Origin of the sequence: Bacillus rhizoplanae (genome assembly GCF_917563915.1) — a bacterium.
In the GTDB taxonomy this organism is placed as follows: domain Bacteria; phylum Bacillota; class Bacilli; order Bacillales; family Bacillaceae_G; genus Bacillus_A; species Bacillus_A rhizoplanae.
In genome coordinates this window covers 1-20,121 of sequence record NZ_CAKJTI010000025.1, presented here as the reverse complement: position 1 = coordinate 20,121, position 20,121 = coordinate 1, and the positions used below count along the sequence as shown (strand labels likewise).

Below are 20,121 nucleotides of genomic sequence, written 5' to 3'. Positions count from 1 at the left end.
AGGTTCATTTGAATTAGATGATAAATTAAATAATGATAGAGGTATTTTATAAAGTAAAACGGGCATGAATAGAATTGTACTTCCTGTTAATTATGAGTTAAAAGTGACATGAGTCACTTTTCTTTTTTTGTAAATAATATTTGAAATTATCAGAAGATTATGTATAATGCTAATAAGAGTACTTGGTCTTATTTTTAATCGTTATATACAGAAAGAGGGGAAAGGGTCTATGAAGAAGAAAGTGTCACTTATTACAGCAATTGCACTCTCTACAAGTGTGCTAGTTGCTGGGTGTGGAAATGGAGAAAAAACATCAACAACAGAAAAGAGCGGTAATGAAGCGCTTGCTGATAAACAAGTGCTAAATTTACTAGAAACAGCAGAAATTCCTTCTATGGATACATCGAAATCGACTGATACTGTATCGTTTCGTGTATTTGTAAACGCAATGGAAGGGCTATATCGGTTAGATAAAGAGAATAAGCCAACGCCTGGTATGGCTAAAGATGTAAAAATTAGCGAAGATAAGAAAACGTATACATTTCATTTGCGTGATGCAAAATGGTCAAACGGAGAGCCTGTAAAAGCACAAGATTTTGTGTTTGCTTGGCGTCGTGCTATTGATAAAGCAACTGCATCAGAATACGCTTTTATTTTGTTTGATGTGAAAAATGCTGAGAAAATTAATAAAGGAGAATTACCGCTTGAACAGCTTGGTGTCACAGCAAAAGATGATAAGACATTAGTGGTTGAGTTGGAGAAACCTACACCGTATTTCTTAGAGCTTACGACATTCCCAACATTTTTCCCGTTAAATGAAAAATATGTGAAAGAACAAGGGGACAAATACGCATTAGAAGCGGATAAATTGTTGTATAATGGACCATTTGTGATGAATGAATGGAAGCATGAACAAAGTTATCAATTAAAGAAAAATCCAAACTATTGGGATAAAGATAATGTGAAGCTAGAAGAAATTAACGTAAGTGTTGTAAAGGAAACATCAACAGCTGTAAATTTATATGACAGCAACGAAGTAGATCGGGTAATTTTAAGTTCGGAATTTGTTGATAAGTATAGAAACAGCAAAGAGTTTAAATCAGAATTAGACCCACGTATGTATTTTATTCGTTTTAATGAGAAGAATCCTATTTTTTCGAATAAAAAAGTGCGTGAGGCTATTGACTTAGCTTATGATAAAAAGGGAATTGCAAATGTTATCTTAAACGATGGCTCGTTACCTGCATATTACTTAGTACCACAAAAATTCACAAAAGGACCAGATGGAAAAGACTTCCGTGAAACAAATAAAAACTTCCGTGATGGTAAAGATAATGCAGCGAAGGCGAAAAAACTATGGGAAGAAGCGAAAAAAGAGTTAGGTCAAGATACAATTACAGTTGAAATGTTAAACTACGATAAAGATAATTTGAAAAAAGTAGGAGAATACATTAAATCAGAGCTGGAGAAAAACTTACCTGGTTTAAAAGTTAACATTAAACAGCAGCCGTTTAAACAAAAGTTGGATTTAGAGAAGAAGTTACAATATGATTTCTCTTTATCAGCATGGAGCCCGGATTATCCAGATCCAATGACATTTATTGACATGTTTACTTCGGATAGTGCGTTTAACGAGATGGCATATTCTAATTCGAAATATGATGCATTAGTTGCAAAATCAAAAGGTGAGTTATTAACAGATGAGAAAGCGAGATGGAAGGCACTTTCTGAAGCGGAGAAAATCTTATTTGAAGACGCGGCAATTTCTCCAGTTTACCAGCAGAGCGTTGCTTTTCTTGAAAAATCCAAGGTAAAAGGAACTGTTAAGCATACATTTGGCGGAGATTTTAGCTATAAATGGACATATATTACAAAAAAATAGTACGAAAAAGATGCGCGAATATTGCGTATCTTTTTTATTGAGAGGAGAAAATGATAGTGATAAAAGGGATGAATCATCTTTGCTTTTCTGTTTCGAACTTAGAGAGATCAATCCAGTTTTATGAACAAGTTCTGGAAGGAAAGTTACTTGTAAAAGGTAGAAAGATCGCCTATTTTGACGTATGCGGAATGTGGTTTGCGTTAAATGAAGAAAAGGATATTCCAAGAAACGAAATTTATCGGTCGTATACACATATTGCATTTTCGGTAGAAAAAGAGGATTTTATAGCTTTGTTACATCGTCTTGAATCTAATAAGGTACATATTTTACAAGGGCGAGAGCGTGATGTACGAGATTGTCAGTCTATTTATTTTACAGATCCAGATGGTCATAAATTTGAATTTCATACAGGGACACTTCAAGAGAGATTACAATATTACAAAGAAGAAAAACCTCATATGGTATTTTACTAAATATCGGAGGGAGAGGAGAAGTCATGCACGTACTTGTCGTTGGTGGAACGGGAATGTTACAGGAAGTGTCAAAGTGGTTTATTGAACAAGGTTTTCATACCTCTGTAATTGGTCGGAATGTAAAGCGTTTAGATGAAATAAAAAATATATGTAAGGCTTCTGAAAGAGTTACGTGTTTAGCTGTTGATTATCATGATAGTGATGAGTTGCGTGCTAAAATTAAAAATTCAATCAAAAAAAATGGTCCAATTACTCTTGTTGTTGCTTGGATTCATTCCACAGCTATAGATGCATTACAAATGATTAGCGAGGAGATTGATGCAGTTTCGAAAGAATGGGAATTATTTCATATACTTGGAAGCAGTGCTTATAAATCGAATAAAAAAGTAAGATGTTCTTCTTTATGTAGTTATTATCGAATTATTTTAGGTTTTGTGGTAGAAGAAAAATGTTCGAGGTGGTTAACACACGATGAAATTGCAAGTGGGGTTATAGCAGGAATTCAACATAAACAACTGGAATGGATTGTAGGGACATTGGAACCATGGGATGCTAGGCCAGGTTGATAAGGGAGAAAGTGTTTTAACGCTTTACCCGAAAGAATTCTCCTTCTTCAAGCGTGTGTAGGGCGATAGCCCAACGGTAGGGGGGAGATGAATTTCGGTTTGGCGTTAGCCAAAAAGTACTTGCTATTATTTTTATTTTCACTCTTATATAATCAGTCTTATAAAGCATAAAGGTTGGTATATCAATGAAATTAGATAGTAATAATCATTCAGTATTCTCACTTTATTATCATCTTATATTAGTTGTGAAATATAGAAGAAATGTATTTGATGATGATATGTCTAACTATGCAAAAGATATGTTTATAAGGCTTTCTGAAAGCTATAACATAACTTTAGTTGAGTGGAATCATGACAATGACCATGTTCATATTTTATTCAAAGCACATCCAAATACAGAAATAACAAAGTTCATCAATGCGTATAAAAGTGCCAGTTCTCGACTAATCAAGAGAGACTTTCCACAAGTGAAAAAGAAACTTTGGAAAGAGATGTTTTGGTCAAGAAGTTTTTGCTTACTCACTACTGGTGGTTCACCAATAGAAGTAGTAAAAAAGTATATCGAAAATCAAGGTGAAAAGTGAGGTGAAATGATATGACAATACATAATAAAGCGTACAAATTTCGTTTGTATCCAACAGAACAACAAGCACATCTTATACGTAAAACTTTTGGGTGTGTGCGATTTGTATACAATAAGATGTTAGCTGAACGAAAAGATGTGTATGAGAAGCACAAAGGGAATAAAGAAGAATTAAAGAAACAAAAATTTCCTACTCCTGCAAAGTACAAGGCGGAGTTTGAATGGTTGAAAGAAGTGGATTCATTAGCATTAGCGAATGCTCAATTAAACTTGCAAACTGCTTATAAAAATTTCTTTAGTGGTCAAAATGACTTCCCAACGTTCAAAAGCAAAAAGGATAGAAAATCTTATACAACGAATATGGTCAACGGAAATATTATGTTGCTGAATGGTCATATCAAATTACCGAAATTGAAGCTTGTAAAGATCAAACAACATAGAGAAATACCTCAGGACCATGTGATTAAGTCATGCACGATTTCCATGACACCTACTGGGAAATACTATGTGTCTATCTTGACTGAGTATGAAAAAGAAATCATGCAGAAAGAAGTGGGAACTGTTGTTGGATTAGACTTTGCTATGTCTGAATTATATGTTAGTAGTGAGAATGAGAAAGCCAATTATCCTCGCTTCTACCGTCAAGTATTAGAAAGATTAGCAGAGGCCCAACGAGTATTATCAAGACGTACAAAAGGCTCAGAGCGTTGGAATAGGCAACGTATTCGTGTAGCTAAATTGCATGAAAAAGTAGCAAATCAACGTAAGAACTTCCTTCATCATAAGTCAAAAGAATTAGTCAACAATTTTGATGTTGTAGCAATTGAAGACTTGAACATGAAAGGAATGTCACGAGCATTTAGCTTTGGAAAAAGTGTTACTGATAATGGGTGGGGGATGTTCACGACTTTTTTAGCTTATAAGTTACAAGAGCAAGGCAAACAACTTGTGAAAATTGATAAATGGTTTCCTTCTACAAAGACATGTAGTAGTTGTGGAAGCGTAAAGGATTTAGCACTATCTGAACGAGTGTATGTTTGTGATTGTGGTACGTCAATAGATAGAGATTATAATTCTGCAATCAACATCAAAAATGAAGCTATACGCTTGTTAGCATGATCATAAATCATATCAAAGAACCTATGGAACATGGGAGATAGCTCGCGGTCTTACGACTAATTCGTTAGCTAATAAAAGTAACGACTAACCGAGAAGCCCCCACTTCAAACAGCTCGTAAGAGCGTTAAGTGGCGGGTAGTTCACTTGTTTCTCATGCTGTTACAGCATTACTTATGATGGGACATTTTGAACGACGTCCTATTGAAAAAACATGGAATGGTCCTTTTATGCATAGTGCAAGTTTAAGTATGATTGAAGTTGAAGAAGGACAAGGTACAATTCACTTATTTGCTGATATTGCACATTTTGAAGAGACTATAGTTTTATAAAGTTAATAGATAAATAGACCGCTTAAAGCGGTCTATTTGTATTTCTGAAAAAGCGAAGGATACTTTGGGTATGTTAGAGTAGTGAATGAAGTTATATATGTTTTGAGCATATATGATATTAGCTGCGGGAACGTTTAGAGCGAGAACGTCCAGAACGGGAACGGCAAGAACGAGAACGTTTAGAACGGGAACGGCAAGAGCGAGAACGTTTAGAACGAGAACGGCAAGAGCGAGAACGTTTAGAACGAGAACGGCAAGAGCGAGAACGTTTAGAACGGGAACGGCAAGAGCGAGAACGTTTAGAACGGGAACGGCAAGAGCGAGAACGTTTACAATAGGACTCAGGCTCTTGGTTCAGGAAGTCTTCCATTCCAGCGCTCTTCACTTCTTCTACTGCTTTTTGAATATCATCTTTTGTATACATCTATCAAAATCCCCCTTAGAAAGAAACAAAATTTTTATCTGTTTTTGAATAATGTGTTTTCTGTTAATAAAGTATGTCAAGCAGATGGATTGTGTTTATTTTTTTTGGAAAAATAGTGGTTTATCCTAAAGGGTGGACTGCGGTAGGTAGCCTGCTCAGTTTAGTGAAAACTAATATTAATAATTAAATTTTTTGATTTACAGGAATGTTTTGTTCGGTAGTGTTTTTTGAATAGCAGACACATTTCGTAACGTAAATGTATTTTTTAACCTTTGTACAGGAGGAACATTGTCAGATTTATGATTGTGGGAACAAGGCTCTTGATATGAAGGCTATTCTATTCTAACAAGTCTTATTTCCTTTATAGCTTTTTGAATATCACAGTTCATAATTCCCTCTTTGTATCTTTATAGGCCGAAAGGTTAATTCTTGTTCGTATACAATATGAAGGGATTTCCTTATTTGCCTGAAAAAGCGTTAAAATGTAATAAAAAACATATAGCGGATGTGGCAAGAGGAAAAGGAAAAGCATACATTGATTGTAGATGAAAGAGAAGAGAAGGGAAGGGAGAATATGTTACCTTCTTATGAATTTTTTATTCACCCAATGAATATTGTAGAGCTGAGAAAAGATGTTTGGTCTGATGATTCTGTTCCAGCTAAATTAACATATGAAAAAAGAAAGTATGATATTGATATTGTATATCGTGGTTCTCACATTCGGAAATTTCAGAAAAAATCATACCATGTGATGTTTTACAAGCCGAAATTTTTTCAAGGTGTACAAGAAATGCATTTGAATTCGGAATTTAATGACCCGTCTTTAATCAGAAATAAGTTATCGCTGGATTTTTTTTCTGACATTGGTACGTTATCTCCAAAGTCACAACATGTTCTTATAAAGATCAATAATCGATTTGAAGGCGTTTATTTACAGTTGGAATCTGTAGATGAAAATTTTTTACGCAGTCGTAATTTGCCAAGCGGTTCAATTTATTATGCAGTCGATGATGATGCTAATTTCTCTTTAATGAGTGAATTAGATAAAGGTATAAAAACGAAATTATCAGCTGGGTATGAGTTCAAATGTAGGAATAAACATAGCAAAGAATATATAAGTGAATTTGTCTATCAGTTGAATACAATCTCGCGAGCGGCGTATGAAAAAGAGATTGTAAAATATGTAGATGTTGATAAATATTTACGATGGTTAGCGGGCGTTGTATGCACACAAAACTTCGATGGATTTGTTCACAATTATGCGCTCTATCATAATGAAGAAACAAAGTTGTTTGAAGTCATTCCATGGGATTATGATGCAACGTGGGGGCGAGATGTGCAAGGTCGAAAGATGGGACATGATTACTCTCGCATTCAAGGATATAATACATTAAGTGCTAGGTTACTTGATGTCGAAACATTTAGGAAGCAATATCGAAAAATTTTGGAAGATATTCTCTCAAACCAATTTACAGTAGAGTATATAAAATCGAAAGTAGAAGGAATGCATGGAGAAATTCGGCCATATATTTTGCAAGATCCATACATGAAAAAGAAAATAGATGTATTTGATAATGAACCAAATTTGATCTTTCAATATATTGAAAAACGTCGTAGATTTATAGTAGAACATTTAGATGAATTATGAAGGCGAAAAAAAGAGATTGAAAAATCAATCTCTTTTTTGTTATACAATAAATGTAACTTAAATTGAGGAAGGTGAAATAATGGAAATAAAATGGATCGAATGGGTAAAACAAGTACAGGCAATTGCGCAGGCAGGATTAGCATATTCAAAAGATGTATATGATATAGAACGTTTTCAAGAACTTCGGAAATTATCAATTGAAATGATGTCGCATTATACCAACATGGATTGGGAAGTAGTGGAACATTTATTTGCGAATGAAACGGGCTATCAAACTCCTAAAGTGGATATACGAGCGGTCGTATTTCAAGAAGGAAAGATGCTTTTCGTAAAAGAAAAAAGTGATGGGAAATGGGCACTTCCAGGTGGGTGGGCTGATGTTGGTTATACACCGACGGAAGTTGCGCAAAAAGAAGTGTTAGAAGAAACAGGTTACCAAGTAGAAAATTTTCGGTTACTATCTATCTTTGATAAACAGAAACATCAGCCATCACCTTCTGCAATTGATGTATACAAAATATTTATTAGCTGTGAAATAGTAGGCGGTAAAAGACAAATTGGTATTGAAACAGAAGATGTTCGCTTTTTTGGCGAAGAAGAATTGCCGGAACTATCGTTAGGAAGAAATACAGAATGGCAAATCCGGCAAATGTTTGCTTATATGAAAAATCCAAATAAGGAAATGTTAATTGATTAAAAAATAGTAAGGTTTGTATTGGAAAATTTTTTCTATACAGTTAATAAATCGTTCATTATTTTCCTGTCTTTTGGGATAGTTTCTAGTCATTTATATTCCATCGAGTTATTTCTCCTTTCGAGATAGAAACGCTTAAGGATGTTCTCTTTATTACTGTATAATTTTATATGAATTGGTAACGGTGTATTGGCAAAAATATAGTTTTGTGAAATAATAGGAAAGTATGTGAATTATAAAAGGAGATAATGAAGAATGATAGCGAATTTTATTGAGCAGATACTACAATTTTTTATAAGCCTAGGGTATTTTGGGATTGCGCTAGGACTCATGATTGAAATCATTCCAAGTGAAATTGTCCTGTCTTATGCGGGTTTTTTAGTTGCAAAGGGAGAACTTAATTTCGCTGGGGCAGTGATTGCCGGAACGATTGGTGGAACTTTAGCACAAATTTTCCTTTATTGGCTTGGATATTATGGTGGGCGTCCAGTTGTTGAAAAATATGGTAAATATTTATTGATTAATAAGAAACATTTAGATGTGGCAGAAGATTGGTTTAATCGATATGGTGTAGGCGTTATTTTCTCTGCACGCTTTATTCCGGTTGTACGTCATGCGATATCGATTCCAGCAGGGTTAGCTAAAATGTCATTAAAACGATTTACATTATATACGGTTTTAGCAGTTCTTCCATGGTCTATGTTGTTTATTTATTTTGGTGAAAAACTTGGTGGAAATTGGCGTCATATTAAAGAATATGCTGCTGACTATACGCATTATTTCGCAATAGCAGGCATTCTTTTTATTATTATATACATAGGCTTGAAAATGTTGAAAAAAAGAAAAACAGGTCGTTAAAGTCAATGGATTTTCATTGGCTTTTTTTTGTTTATCACGCTATTTGCGGGCAGTAAGACCCCCCACCTCAAGATGCAGAGAATAGCGAAGAAGATAGGTGGGGGATAACTGCCCGTAAAAACCCGATTGGTGAGAGCTTTCCATCAGTGGGGGATGAAGAAAACCCCACTAATGGAAAGTTTCACTTTATACGGTAAAAGTCTGGTTCGCTGAATGGTGTTTCCTCACTTGCGAGAGCTACATTGATCAAAGTTTCACTTCGTATAAGTTCTAAAAGTAGAAAGTTGTCCATATGGTGTAGTAAAACAGTATAGCGGAGGAATTTCATGAAAGGATCACCGTTTTTACGCGGAACATTCTTTTTAACAATGGCAACGATGATTTCGAAAATGCTTGGGTTTATATACGTTATTCCTTTTACAGCGATGGTTGGAACAGGTGGATATGTATTGTATACATATGCTTATCGTCCTTATACAATCATGCTTAGTATCGCCACAATGGGACTTCCTTTAGCTGTGTCAAAAATGGTGTCTAAATATAATGAATTAGACGATTATTACACGGTGAAACGAGTATTAAAAAGCGGGCTTATTTTTATGGCTTTTATGGGAGTTATATCGTTTTTATTGTTATATTGTTTAGCTCCTCAGCTGGCAAAGATTGTTGTTGATAGCGGAGATCAAACGGGCAATAGTGTGACAACCGTTACATATAATATTCAAATTGTAAGCTTTGCTTTGTTAATTGTACCTTCGATGAGCTTATTACGCGGCTTTTTTCAAGGGTTTCAATCGATGGGACCATCTGCTTCAAGTGTTGTTGTGGAGCAATTTTTTCGAGTGTTAACGATTTTAATCGGGAGTTTTACGGTGCTTCATATATATAAAGGATCAACTTCATTAGCAGTTGGAGTTGCTACGCTTGGTGCTTTTGTAGGAGCAGTAGCAGGGCTTGGAATCTTAATTGCATATTACATAAAGAGAAGACGATATTTAAAGAAAAAAGAAAGTGTAAGTGTTCCGCAAACAACAAAATCATTTTTTACACTCTATAAAGAATTATTTACATACTCCATTCCATTTGTTGTTGTAGGTCTTGCAATTCCTTTGTACCAAACAATTGATACATTTACAATTAATAAGTTATTAATGCAGATGGGATACTTACAACGGGAAGCAGAAAAAATGAATGCTATTATTGGGCTTGTACAAATGGTTGTGTTAATTCCAGTTTCTGTTGCTACAGCTTTTAGCATGTCGCTCGTCCCTGAAATGACAAAGGCGTATGTAGCAAAAAATGAACAGTTATTATATAAACATTTTACAAGGACAAATTTGCTTGTGGTATTCATTACGATTCCAGCATCGTTAGGAATGATGTTTTTAGCTGAGCCAGTATATACATTACTATTTGGAATGGGGAATGATCCCGCAATAGGAAGTGTGATTTTACGCTATTACGCCCCGGCCTGTATACTATTTTCACTTTTTTCTGTAACAGCGGCCATGCTACAAGGAATTAATCAACAGCGAAAAACGGTGCTTGGTTTGCTTATAGGAGTAGGTATAAAAATTGTGTTAAATGTTGTATTGCTTCAGCAATTTGACTATATTAGCTTTATTATTGCGACGTATGCTGGTTATACTTTTTCTGTTTTATTTAACTTGTGGATACTTTCCAAATATGTTATAAAGGCAACATAATGTCTATAAAAGACAGAGAGCGCTCTGTCTTTTTCTATTTTAATAATTTATGAAGAAAAGCGTTTTCAAAAGAATTTTCTATTGAAATCTTCTCATTTGTTTCATATGCTGAAAATGGCGGTTTAAAATAGACTGTTATCTCAAAGTGAGGTTGGTTCCTACATGTAAAAAGAATCGGGGTGATAGTATGTTAAATATTTATTTAACAGACCGAAACGGAAAACTACAAGAAATCGAGGAAATTCAAAAAGGCTGTTGGATTAATGTGCTTCATCCAACAGAGGAAGAAATTCAATTTTTAGTTCAAACATTAAACGTAGAATTGGACTTCATTAAAGACCCTTTGGATGATGAAGAACGATCCCGTATTGAAAAAGAAGATGATAATGCTTTAATTATCGTCGATATTCCAACAGTTAGACATGACGAAGAAGGAAATTCAATGTATGATACGATTCCGATTGGTATGATTGTCATGCCGGAATGTTTTGTTACAATTTGTTTGGAAGAAAATCCGATTTTTGAACGTTTTATTAATCAACGTATTAAAGAATTTTATACTTTTAAAAAGACGCGTTTTGCACTGCAGCTCTTATATACGATTTCTACTTATTATTTACGTTATTTAAAACAGATTAATCGAAAAACAACGGATTTAGAGCATGAGCTCAATAAATCGATGAAAAATAAAGAGATTTTTACTTTATTAGGACTTGAAAAAAGCTTAGTGTACTTTACGACATCTTTAAAGGCAAATAAGATTGTGATTCAAAAATTGATGCGAAATAATACATTTTTGAAAATGTATGAAGATGATCAAGATTTACTTGAAGATGTATTAATTGAAAATAAGCAGGCAATTGAGATGGCCGAAATATATAGCCATATTTTAAGTGGTATGATGAATACATTTAGTTCTGTCATTTCCAATAATTTAAACAGTGTTATGAAGTTTTTAACTTCTATGACAATCATATTATCAGTGCCAACAATGGTTTCCAGTTTTTTTGGAATGAACGTTCCGGTTCCTTTAAGTGGAAATCCTCATGGTTTTTTAATGGCTATGATTATATCTGCAATATTATCTTGCGTAATGGCATTTGTTTTTTGGAAGAAACGTTATTTTTAACATGAAATCCAGCTGTTTTGGAGCATTTCCAAAACAGCTTTTTTGCTGTAAGGTATTGAGAAACTAACACTTTTTAACACTGTTATTCATTACTCTAAGAAATAGAGATTGTATAATATACCATTTGAATAAATGTTTATAATTACTTGTTCAATTTATGTATTCCAGTTACAATTACATATTGTTACTGAAAAGATGGAGGATGTGCATCATGGAAATGTTTCATTTACCAAAAGCGTTCCTGCAAATGAATACGATTTTTATTTCAATTTTAATTGAAGCACTGCCGTTTGTATTAATTGGTGTATTCATTTCAGGATTCATTCAAATGTTTGTGACAGAAGATATGATAGCAAAATGGATGCCGAAGAATCGTTTTCTGTCTATATTATTAGCTGTTTTTCTAGGGATGCTGTTTCCGGGTTGTGAATGTGGAATTGTTCCAATCGTTCGACGCCTTATCGGAAAGGGAGTACCACCTTATGCTGGCATTGCCTTCATGCTGACTGGACCGATTATTAATCCTATCGTTTTATTTGCGACATATGTAGCATTCGGTAGCAGTATGCATATGGTTTGGTATCGTGCTATTGTAGCTATTGTTGTAGCTGTTATTGTCAGTCTTATATTATCGTTTACGTTTAAAGGTCATCAACTACGGAATACTAATTTTCCAGTGGTGGATCATAATCGGCCATTTCGTCAAAAATTTTGGGACGTATGTACACATGCTGTTGAAGAGTTTTTCTCAATGGGAAAATTTTTAATTATCGGTGCGCTTATTGCGGCAAGCGTACAAACTTTTGTAAAGACTTCTACACTGCTTGCGATTGGACAAGGACCGTTTTCTTCATCTGCTGTTATGATGGGGCTTGCTTTTATTTTATCCTTATGTTCAGAAGCGGATGCGTTTATTGCATCTTCATTCCAAAGTACATTTGCAACACCAGCTCTAGTCGCCTTTCTTGTATACGGACCGATGGTAGATATTAAAAATATGATTATGATGTTTGCAACTTTTAAAACACGTTTTGTTATTGTTTTGATTGTTTTAATTACAGTTGTTGTTTACGCAAGCTCACTACTCATTTATGCGATGGGGGGGTAATCAATGTTTCGAGCTTATATTTTACTTGGATTTACAATTTTATTGGCACAACTTCATATTTCTGGTAATATCACAAAATATATAAATATGAAATATTCATATTTATCAACAACAGCAGCGATTATTTTAGGTTTTTTAACTGTAATTCAAATGATTATCGTATTTCAAAAAGAGCATGGTAAACATGACCATGACCATGAATGTGGTTGCAATGAAAGTCATTGTGGTCATGATCATTCAAAAGATGAAAATACATGGTGGAAACGTCTTCTTACGTATACAATATTTTGTTTTCCGATTATTACGGGGCTCTTTTTCCCGATTGCAACATTAGATTCTGATATCGTAAAAGCAAAAGGGTTTCATTTCCCCGTTGCGGAGCCAGAAAATAAAGACCCATTTATGAATCGACAGTTTTTAAAACCTGATACGAGCATTTACTATGCACAAGAAGGTTATCGGGAACTCATGGAAAAAGAAAAGAAGGAATTCGTAACAAAAGATAAAATTGTTTTAAACGATACAAACTTTTTGAAAGGGATGGAAATAATATATAATTATCCTGGCGAATTCACGGGTAAAACCCTTTCTTTTAAGGGGTTTGTATTCCGTGATGATTCTTCTAAAAAAGAACAGTATTTTGTATTCCGCTTTGGAATTATTCACTGTGTTGCTGATTCAGGTGTGTATGGGATGCTGGTCAAGAAACCAGAAGATGCTCAGTGGAAGAATGATGATTGGATTGAAGTTGAAGGAACAATTTCAACAGAGTTTTATCAACCGTTTCACGCAAATATACCTGTATTAGAAGTTACAAATTGGCACACAGTAGAACCTCCAAAAGACCAATATGTATACCGAGGAGCCGATTCATAAAATCGGCTTCTTTTTTATAGTTGAACTAATCGGGCACATGCCAGCAGTTATCCCTCACCTATCTTCCTCGCTTCTTTCAATCTTGAGATAGGGATCTTACTGCCCGTTAATGTGGAATAAACAGAAAAAGAACATCTAATCACTAGATGTTCTTTTTCATAGTTTTTTTGTCTACATAAAAGTTGTATTAAGTGGGTAGCTAATTAGCAAAAGCAAGCAGCACCAACAATAATTAAGAGGATAAATAATACAACAACTAACGCAAACCCGCCGTGATGTCCAAAGCCCATTGTTTTTTCCTCCTTTTGTTATAAGTTACATAATACAATATGCACTTTCGTAATGATTTGACAGGGATATATGTCATGCAAATGATGTTTTTTGTTGTATAGGGATATAGTAAGGGGGAAACATATAAAAATGATAATTTGAAAGGAAAGGATTCTCGATGAGAAAACTTCTGTTCCTCCTTTTTTGTATAGGAATTATGATGATATGGATGCATGTAGATGTAAAAGTAGGCAGAAACAGAGTAAAAGAAAATCCAATATCACAGATTCGTTATGGTGATTTTAAGCTTTATGTAGATGGAAATGATTTATATCGAGATCTTTTTGCTGATATTGATCAGGCGAAGCAGTATATTTATCTTCATTTTTATATTGTAGGTAAAGATAAGATAAGCAATAAATTTTTACAATTATTAAAGCAAAAAGCAGCTTCAGGTGTTGATGTGAGATTGTCTGTGGATCGCGTTGGAGGATATAAAATAAAGAAGAAAACGATACAAGAATTAGAAAATAGTGGTGTGCAGTTTACGTTTAGTAAAAAGCCTCGTTTTAAAAATTTTTTTTATACACTTCATAATCGCAATCATCGCCGCATTGTGGTAATAGATGGGAATATATCATATGTAGGGGGATTTAATATAGGGCATGAATACCTTGGGGAGGATCCCCGTTTTGGAAAATGGCGTGATTACCATGTTCGTATTACTGGTTCAGGTGCACAGGATATGAAAAGACAGTTTGCAAAAGACTGGGAATTGGACACTGGGAAAGAGTTATCCTCACATGAGATAACGCCTATACAAGGGAATAGCAAGTATCGATATGTATTTACAGATGGAAAAGGTTTATGGGCACACTATAAAGAGATGATACAAAGTGCGAAAACATCAATTGTGATTGCCACTCCGTACTTTGTGCCCAGTAAAGAAATGATGACGGGGTTACAAAATGCATTGCAGAGGGGAGTACGATTACAAATTCTTGTCCCTTTCAAAAGTGATGCTTTGCTATTAAAGCAGGCAGCTTATCCTTATTTGGAAAAGTTACTGCGTTCTGGAGCAGAAATATATCAATATCGAGACGGTTTCTTTCATGGGAAAGTGACTCTTATTGATGATAAGTTTGCAGACGTCGGAACCGCGAATTTTGATAATCGCAGTTTTTATATAAATGCAGAATCAAATTGTTTTATTTATGAAGGAAAAATTATTGGTGAAATACAACGTCGTTTGCAAACGGATTTCCAGCAAGCAAAGAAATTTTCGGAGAAAGACTTTGAAAAAATGAGTATGTGGGATAAGTTTCTGGCGAGAGTGTCGAAGGTTCTGTCATTCTATTTATAGCATACATATCAGTAGAGAGGAGGAAATATTGGATGGATTATATTGAAGAACTCATGAGTTATAGCTATGAAGTGATATGTGTAATTGGTGAATATATGAGAGAAGTACGTGATAATGAATTAAAAGAATTGTTACAGCAACATTTACCATACTTATTACAAGCATACAACGAACAGATTAACTTTCAAGAAGGTGAAAATGTACAGCATGTCAATTGTAAATATCCAGTTTCATCATCAATTGAAACAGTTCATACTAACTATACTGGGCAAAAAGGCGATATAGAAATTGCTTTTTCTTATATTTCACATTTGAAACGATTGGCGCTTGGATATGCGCAAGTAGCAATCCAAGTAGCGAATCCAGAATTTCGTTCTTTTTTAGAAAGTTGTTTTTTGAAAATGAATCGAAATGCGTATAGTGTATGGCAATATGTTATGAAAAAAGAGTTTAGCATACAAACAATGATGGATGAAGAGAAGTATGGGTGAAAAAGACAGTGATACCGCTGTCTTTTTGTTGTTTTTTCATCTATATGTAACTGATAGTAAAAATCTGACATCCAAATTACTAAAAAAGTTGATTATGAAGAAATCTTCTATTAATGGAAGATTTCTTCATAATCCTTTTACCATATCGCTATCTACTAAAAAGATGAGAAGGAGATTAAAATAATCAGCCTATTTGTTTTCGGAAAATTTACAATCATTTACCAACTCTTTACTAATTCCTAATATTTCCTTTAAAAAAGAGAAGTAATATGAGAATGTACATATTCTATCAAAAGGGGGATAAGCAAATGAATAAATGGGTTAAATCGTTAACTGCTGTTGCACTTGCTAGCTCTTTATTTATGGTAGGTTGTAGTAAAGGTGAGGAAAAGAAAGATGAAGAGACGACGCAACAAGAAGATACGAGCAAGGATAAAGAAACGAGTGGAGAAGTAAAAGATAACGATTCGAAAGATTCAAAAGATAGTTCCTCTAGCTCTAGCGAAAAGAAATAAGTGTTATATGATGATAGAAGCTTTCTCGATAAATGAGAAAGCTTTTTTGTTGTGTATTTTTGCTTTTTCAGAAACAATAGAGGGGAGTGAAAGGATGTGAGTTAGTATGAATATATGTTTGTTTGGGGCAACAGGTCGAATTGGAGTCAAAATTTTGAAATTTGCATTACAGGATAATCATAAAGTGACAGCGCTTGTGAGAAATAAGGAAAAGCTAAAAGTACAACATGAGAATTTTCGTGTAATAGAAGGAAATGTATGGAATGAAGAAGATGTGAGAGAGTGTGTAAAGGGAGCAGATGTTGTAATTAGTGCACTTGGTACCGATGGAAACGGCACGTTATCAAAAAGTTTACCAAATATTATACACGCTATGAACGAGGAAGGGATTATAAGAATTATAACAATTGGAACGGCGGGGATTTTGCAGGCACGTGTGAATCCGCAATTATATCGCTTTCAATCAAGTGAATCACGTCGAAAGACAACGGCAGCAGCGGAAGACCATGTAGCGGCTTATTTAGCTTTAGAGAATAGTAAATTACAATGGACGATTGTCTGTCCAACACACCTAATAGATGGGGAAGAAACAGCTATTTATCGAACTGAAGAAGATGTGTTACCGCTAGGTGGTATGAAGATCACAGTTGGAGATACAGCCCATTTTGCTTATCAATTACTTTATCATGATATTCATTATAAAAAACGAGTTGGCATCGCCTATTAAAAAGCCATCCTTATCATGAACTGCACCCCAATTGTTAGACACAGTCTAACAATTGGAGGTGTAGTTTTTTATGGTTAAAAAATAATATAGCATACAAATATAATAATCATAATGATTTGTAAAATCGCTTTAGCTATTGTACTGCTTAAAAATCCGATAACTGTTGCAACCCCAACCATAAAGGCATCTTGTGGTGCTTTTTTATGCATTAATTCTGTTACGAAAACGGAAAGGAATGGGATAATAATTAGCCCGAATGGCGGGAAAAAGAACGATCCAACAATAATAGAAACCATACCGATACGTTCGCTCCATTTTGTACTTCCGTACTTTTTTAAGAAATAGCTATTTGTAACAAAATCAGCAATGAAAAATATAATTGTAAATACAATTTGAATAAGCCAAAAGGACTTTGTTAATTCTAAGTCGTTAATGCCAAATTGATAAATACAAAAACCAGCCCATAAAGCGAGTATACCTGGAATAATCGGATAAATAAACGCAATGAATGATAGAATGAAACAAGCGATAATACATATAGTTAATAATGTATTCACAGTGTAACTCCTTTTTGTGTATTATCTATTTTACTAACGGCAATTTTTTTTATTTGATGACCGTCTAATTCTAATGCTTTGAACTGATAATTTTCATATTGAATAATATGGCCTGGCTCAATATTTACGTCAATTGCTTGTGACAAGAACCAGCCTCCGATTGTATCTAAATCTTTATCATCGATATGAAGGCCAAATATATCGTTTACATCAGAAATAAGTACTTTTCCGTCAAGTAACGTTAATGTTGGATTCCGTTTCTCGATCATTGGTGTTTCATCTATATCAAATTCATCTTGAATTTCACCAATAATTTCTTCAATAATATCTTCCATTGTAAGAAGACCTGCCGTTCCACCATATTCATCCATAATAATTGCCAGCTGGACACGATTTTTTTGTAGATGAATGAGAGCTTTTTTAATTGGTACAGTTTCGAATACTGTTAAAACGGGATGTATGTATGACTCTAGGGGCTTACAGACCCCTTTTGTTTGATCATGAAAGATTTCCTTTGTATTAATTATACCGACAACATCATCTTTATCTTTTCCGATAACGGGATACCGCGTATATTTTTCAGTAGCGATAATCTCCATATTTTCTGCTAATGAATTTTCAGTTGATAAACAGATCATTTCGGTACGTGGAACCATAATCTCTTTTGCAACTCGATCGTCAAACTCAAAAATGTTATTTACGTATTTATATTCAGATTGATTAATTTCCCCGCTCTTATAGCTCTCGCTTAAAATAAGGCGCAGCTCTTCTTCAGAGTGAGAAAGTTCATTCTCTTTTATTGGTTGTAATCCAAATAGTTTCGTGAAAAATAGCGCTGTACTATTTAATAACCAAATAAAAGGATACATTACTTTATCGAATATTATTAAAGGTCTTGCAAACATTAAAGTAATTTGTTCAGCTTTTTGAATGGCAAAGGATTTTGGAACCAGTTCACCTAGTACCACGTGAAAGAATGTAATGATGCTAAAAGCGATAATAACTGATAATGTATGTTCCATTGAACCTGTTATATTCATTTTTTCAAAAAGCGGCTCCAATAAGTGCTCCACAGTAGGTTCACCAAGCCAACCGAGTCCTAATGAAGTAATGGTAATACCTAGCTGACAAGCAGATAGGTATACATCTAAATTGGAAACAACTTTTCTTGCTAGGATTGCTTGCCTATTCCCTTCATTGGCAAGTTGGTCAATCCGACTTTTGCGCACTTTAACAACAGCAAACTCTGATGCTACGAAAAAGCCGGAAATAAGAATGAGTAAAGCGATGAAAAAAAGTTTTAGTATGTCCAAGGATATTCTTTATTCTAAATTTAGAATAAAGATGTCACCTCCCGAATAAAAGTTTTACTTTAATAATATATGGAAAAGGAAAGAATAGTCAAAGAAAGGAGGCGAGGAATATGAAATTTTATGAAAAAATGGTCGTAAGAATATAATTGATGGGGATTTTCATCATTGGAAAACTTCTCAACTTATAAAAAATTTTACTTTATTCCGCTACTTTTGGGCAATAAGCTCTCACCTTAAGGTTAAGAGAAAGCGAAGAAGATAGGTGGGGGATAACTGCTGGCATGCACCCGATTGATTCAACTAACCATCAGTGGGGGATGAAGAAAATCCCCACTGATGGAAGTTTCACTTTATTGTTGTGCGTGATAGTGTATGGATACGCGCAATATGGCGATTTCTTTTCCATAATATTTGTAAGAGAGAGATCAGCATGTATGGGATATACAGTAATAAAAGGCCTATTGCAACAAGTATTGGTGAACTAACACAATACTGTACAATAAATTGAAATAACCCATCTACATGAAAAATGCACTCCATATATATAAAGGAAATTAATATGGAACCAACGATAGATTTATGGCTTGCAAGCAGCGAAGCGAATAGTGTATTCCTAAAAAAAGCTGAATCATGCGCATGTGTTGTTTTTTGTACTGTATATAAGAAAGGAATCCATGTTTTGATGGCTTGGATGATAATAATCATGGACGTACTACAAATGATTAAAAGAGAAGAAAAGTATGGAAAAGATATGTACGATGCTGTGAAGAGAAAAAGAGTGAAGATGATACATTGTAGTAGGACAGTGCCAAATGAAAATGGAATCCAGCGTAAAAATGAAAAACGTTTTCTATTTTTAGGAGATAACTTAATAAAAAATCGACCAATTCTAAGACTAAGGAGAAAACCGACAATAAGTGAAAGTAAGAATCGCATCATAGATAAAAAATATAATTTCCATATGTGTGGGAACAATGGGAGTGAATTTTCATGTGAATCAAATGATTTCGATATGTTATGTGGTTGATAAGAAGAAAAAAAGAATGATTCATGAATCCAATCTGTCATCGGAATAGAGATAGAACGAAAATGTACAAAATGATTAATCATTGTATATAGTACTTCAAAATAGGATTGTTTGTCGTTTAGAAGAGCAGCAGGAATTGGGCTAATAAGAATAATGGTTATAAAGCTCAAAAGACAACGATACACATAAGTGATAATAGAAGACACTATATATTCCACCTACTTTTATAAAATTCTGAAAATTATTACTATTATTTTAACGTTTCTTTTTGGAAGATACAATCTGTTTTCGATAAGAAAGGAAATTTTCATATGATATCTTCTTCCATATTTGTTGAAAAAATGAAAGGTTTATGAAGAAATGATGACAGATGATGAATGAAATCAGAAAAATTAAATATAATATTTATTTTTTTCTGAAAATATTATATATTTATGACACAGAAAATATTTTAACATAAGGG

General features: G+C 34.0%; 22 protein-coding genes. 18 read left to right on the top strand and 4 right to left on the bottom strand.

Going from position 1 to position 20,121, the window contains the following annotated elements:
• Window positions 1–229: 229 nt before the first annotated feature.
• The 6 genes from LRP84_RS17635 (at window position 230) to LRP84_RS17610 (ending at window position 4,952) form a co-directional block, all read left to right on the top strand.
• A complete protein-coding gene (locus LRP84_RS17635) occupies window positions 230–1,882 on the top strand; it encodes a peptide ABC transporter substrate-binding protein (RefSeq protein ID WP_230576264.1) in 1,653 nt (550 codons plus the stop codon).
• Between the two features lie 56 nt (window positions 1,883–1,938).
• Window positions 1,939–2,355 carry a FosB/FosD family fosfomycin resistance bacillithiol transferase gene (gene fosB, locus LRP84_RS17630; RefSeq protein WP_230576263.1) on the top strand — a complete coding sequence of 139 codons (417 nt, stop codon included), beginning with the start codon at window positions 1,939–1,941 and terminating at the stop codon, window positions 2,353–2,355.
• A gap of 23 nt (window positions 2,356–2,378) precedes the next feature.
• Window positions 2,379–2,921: a short-chain dehydrogenase gene (locus LRP84_RS17625; protein WP_230576262.1), complete on the top strand. Its 543-nt coding sequence runs from the start codon at window positions 2,379–2,381 to the stop codon at window positions 2,919–2,921.
• Window positions 2,922–3,106: 185 nt separating this feature from the next.
• Entirely contained in the window at window positions 3,107–3,505 is a 399-nt protein-coding gene (gene tnpA / locus LRP84_RS17620; RefSeq protein WP_230576261.1) for an IS200/IS605 family transposase, read from the top strand.
• Between the two features lie 11 nt (window positions 3,506–3,516).
• Window positions 3,517–4,623 (top strand): RNA-guided endonuclease TnpB family protein, encoded by a 1,107-nt coding sequence (locus LRP84_RS17615; RefSeq protein WP_230576260.1) that lies wholly within the window; start codon window positions 3,517–3,519, stop codon window positions 4,621–4,623.
• Window positions 4,624–4,751: 128 nt separating this feature from the next.
• On the top strand, window positions 4,752–4,952 hold the full coding sequence (locus tag LRP84_RS17610; RefSeq protein ID WP_230576259.1) for a histidine phosphatase family protein: 201 nt from the start codon (window positions 4,752–4,754) through the stop codon (window positions 4,950–4,952).
• Between the two features lie 118 nt (window positions 4,953–5,070).
• On the opposite strand, the gene LRP84_RS17605 is transcribed toward LRP84_RS17610, so the two are convergent.
• Window positions 5,071–5,376 carry a CotG/ExsB N-terminal domain-containing protein gene (locus tag LRP84_RS17605; RefSeq protein ID WP_230576258.1) on the bottom strand — a complete coding sequence of 102 codons (306 nt, stop codon included), beginning with the start codon at window positions 5,374–5,376 and terminating at the stop codon, window positions 5,071–5,073.
• Window positions 5,377–5,950: 574 nt separating this feature from the next.
• Between LRP84_RS17605 and LRP84_RS17600 the strand changes: the two genes are divergently transcribed.
• The 7 genes from LRP84_RS17600 (at window position 5,951) to LRP84_RS17570 (ending at window position 13,395) form a co-directional block, all read left to right on the top strand.
• Window positions 5,951–7,024, top strand: a complete 1,074-nt coding sequence (locus tag LRP84_RS17600) for a CotH kinase family protein (RefSeq protein ID WP_230576299.1) — start codon at window positions 5,951–5,953, stop codon at window positions 7,022–7,024.
• Between the two features lie 79 nt (window positions 7,025–7,103).
• The gene (locus tag LRP84_RS17595) at window positions 7,104–7,721 is read left to right on the top strand and encodes an NUDIX hydrolase (RefSeq protein ID WP_230576257.1); all 618 of its coding nucleotides are present in this window, start codon (window positions 7,104–7,106) and stop codon (window positions 7,719–7,721) included.
• 252 nt (window positions 7,722–7,973) lie between these two features.
• Entirely contained in the window at window positions 7,974–8,576 is a 603-nt protein-coding gene (gene uptA / locus LRP84_RS17590) for an undecaprenyl phosphate transporter UptA (RefSeq protein ID WP_154711630.1), read from the top strand.
• A 326-nt stretch (window positions 8,577–8,902) separates the two neighbouring features.
• A complete protein-coding gene (locus LRP84_RS17585; RefSeq protein WP_230576256.1) occupies window positions 8,903–10,282 on the top strand; it encodes a putative polysaccharide biosynthesis protein in 1,380 nt (459 codons plus the stop codon).
• A 187-nt stretch (window positions 10,283–10,469) separates the two neighbouring features.
• Entirely contained in the window at window positions 10,470–11,411 is a 942-nt protein-coding gene (locus LRP84_RS17580) for a magnesium transporter CorA family protein (protein ID WP_098310478.1), read from the top strand.
• 211 nt (window positions 11,412–11,622) lie between these two features.
• Window positions 11,623–12,519, top strand: a complete 897-nt coding sequence (locus LRP84_RS17575; RefSeq protein WP_230576255.1) for a permease — start codon at window positions 11,623–11,625, stop codon at window positions 12,517–12,519.
• Window positions 12,520–12,522: 3 nt separating this feature from the next.
• Window positions 12,523–13,395, top strand: a complete 873-nt coding sequence (locus LRP84_RS17570) for a TIGR03943 family putative permease subunit (protein ID WP_230576254.1) — start codon at window positions 12,523–12,525, stop codon at window positions 13,393–13,395.
• Window positions 13,396–13,598: 203 nt separating this feature from the next.
• Here the strand turns inward: LRP84_RS17570 and LRP84_RS17565 are convergent, their stop codons facing one another.
• A complete protein-coding gene (locus LRP84_RS17565; protein ID WP_230576298.1) occupies window positions 13,599–13,685 on the bottom strand; it encodes a YjcZ family sporulation protein in 87 nt (28 codons plus the stop codon).
• A 158-nt stretch (window positions 13,686–13,843) separates the two neighbouring features.
• Between LRP84_RS17565 and cls the strand changes: the two genes are divergently transcribed.
• The 4 genes from cls to LRP84_RS17545 all read left to right on the top strand — a co-directional run bounded on the left by cls (window position 13,844) and on the right by LRP84_RS17545 (window position 16,761).
• Window positions 13,844–15,028, top strand: coding sequence for a cardiolipin synthase (cls, locus tag LRP84_RS17560; protein WP_230576253.1), 1,185 nt, complete (start codon window positions 13,844–13,846; stop codon window positions 15,026–15,028).
• A gap of 32 nt (window positions 15,029–15,060) precedes the next feature.
• Complete coding sequence (locus LRP84_RS17555; protein WP_230576252.1) at window positions 15,061–15,519, top strand: spore coat protein; 459 nt, start codon at window positions 15,061–15,063, stop codon at window positions 15,517–15,519.
• 308 nt (window positions 15,520–15,827) lie between these two features.
• Window positions 15,828–16,034 (top strand): hypothetical protein, encoded by a 207-nt coding sequence (locus LRP84_RS17550; protein ID WP_230576251.1) that lies wholly within the window; start codon window positions 15,828–15,830, stop codon window positions 16,032–16,034.
• Window positions 16,035–16,140: 106 nt separating this feature from the next.
• Window positions 16,141–16,761, top strand: coding sequence for an NAD(P)-dependent oxidoreductase (locus tag LRP84_RS17545; RefSeq protein ID WP_230576250.1), 621 nt, complete (start codon window positions 16,141–16,143; stop codon window positions 16,759–16,761).
• Window positions 16,762–16,835: 74 nt separating this feature from the next.
• Here LRP84_RS17545 and LRP84_RS17540 read toward each other — a convergent pair whose 3' ends face one another.
• Window positions 16,836–17,318: a DUF456 domain-containing protein gene (locus LRP84_RS17540; RefSeq protein ID WP_230576249.1), complete on the bottom strand. Its 483-nt coding sequence runs from the start codon at window positions 17,316–17,318 to the stop codon at window positions 16,836–16,838.
• Window positions 17,315–18,631, bottom strand: coding sequence for a hemolysin family protein (locus LRP84_RS17535; RefSeq protein WP_230576248.1), 1,317 nt, complete (start codon window positions 18,629–18,631; stop codon window positions 17,315–17,317). The genes LRP84_RS17540 and LRP84_RS17535 overlap by 4 nt, the downstream gene beginning before the upstream one ends.
• 703 nt (window positions 18,632–19,334) lie before the next feature.
• Here LRP84_RS17535 and LRP84_RS17530 point away from each other — a divergent pair.
• Window positions 19,335–19,658: a hypothetical protein gene (locus tag LRP84_RS17530; protein ID WP_230576247.1), complete on the top strand. Its 324-nt coding sequence runs from the start codon at window positions 19,335–19,337 to the stop codon at window positions 19,656–19,658.
• Window positions 19,659–20,121 lie beyond the last annotated feature (463 nt).

Coding starts and splice junctions, on each gene's coding strand:
- uptA (WP_154711630.1), top strand. CDS start 7,974: ATGATAGCGAATTTTATTGAGCAGATACTACAATTTTTTATAAGCCTA.
- LRP84_RS17585 (WP_230576256.1), top strand. CDS start 8,903: ATGAAAGGATCACCGTTTTTACGCGGAACATTCTTTTTAACAATGGCA.
- LRP84_RS17530 (WP_230576247.1), top strand. CDS start 19,335: ATGGACGTACTACAAATGATTAAAAGAGAAGAAAAGTATGGAAAAGAT.
- LRP84_RS17595 (WP_230576257.1), top strand. CDS start 7,104: ATGGAAATAAAATGGATCGAATGGGTAAAACAAGTACAGGCAATTGCG.
- LRP84_RS17575 (WP_230576255.1), top strand. CDS start 11,623: ATGGAAATGTTTCATTTACCAAAAGCGTTCCTGCAAATGAATACGATT.
- LRP84_RS17615 (WP_230576260.1), top strand. CDS start 3,517: ATGACAATACATAATAAAGCGTACAAATTTCGTTTGTATCCAACAGAA.
- LRP84_RS17570 (WP_230576254.1), top strand. CDS start 12,523: ATGTTTCGAGCTTATATTTTACTTGGATTTACAATTTTATTGGCACAA.
- cls (WP_230576253.1), top strand. CDS start 13,844: ATGAGAAAACTTCTGTTCCTCCTTTTTTGTATAGGAATTATGATGATA.
- LRP84_RS17555 (WP_230576252.1), top strand. CDS start 15,061: ATGGATTATATTGAAGAACTCATGAGTTATAGCTATGAAGTGATATGT.
- LRP84_RS17605 (WP_230576258.1), bottom strand. CDS start 5,376: ATGTATACAAAAGATGATATTCAAAAAGCAGTAGAAGAAGTGAAGAGC.
- LRP84_RS17550 (WP_230576251.1), top strand. CDS start 15,828: ATGAATAAATGGGTTAAATCGTTAACTGCTGTTGCACTTGCTAGCTCT.
- LRP84_RS17545 (WP_230576250.1), top strand. CDS start 16,141: ATGAATATATGTTTGTTTGGGGCAACAGGTCGAATTGGAGTCAAAATT.
- tnpA (WP_230576261.1), top strand. CDS start 3,107: ATGAAATTAGATAGTAATAATCATTCAGTATTCTCACTTTATTATCAT.
- LRP84_RS17580 (WP_098310478.1), top strand. CDS start 10,470: ATGTTAAATATTTATTTAACAGACCGAAACGGAAAACTACAAGAAATC.
- LRP84_RS17565 (WP_230576298.1), bottom strand. CDS start 13,685: ATGGGCTTTGGACATCACGGCGGGTTTGCGTTAGTTGTTGTATTATTT.
- LRP84_RS17635 (WP_230576264.1), top strand. CDS start 230: ATGAAGAAGAAAGTGTCACTTATTACAGCAATTGCACTCTCTACAAGT.
- LRP84_RS17600 (WP_230576299.1), top strand. CDS start 5,951: ATGTTACCTTCTTATGAATTTTTTATTCACCCAATGAATATTGTAGAG.
- LRP84_RS17625 (WP_230576262.1), top strand. CDS start 2,379: ATGCACGTACTTGTCGTTGGTGGAACGGGAATGTTACAGGAAGTGTCA.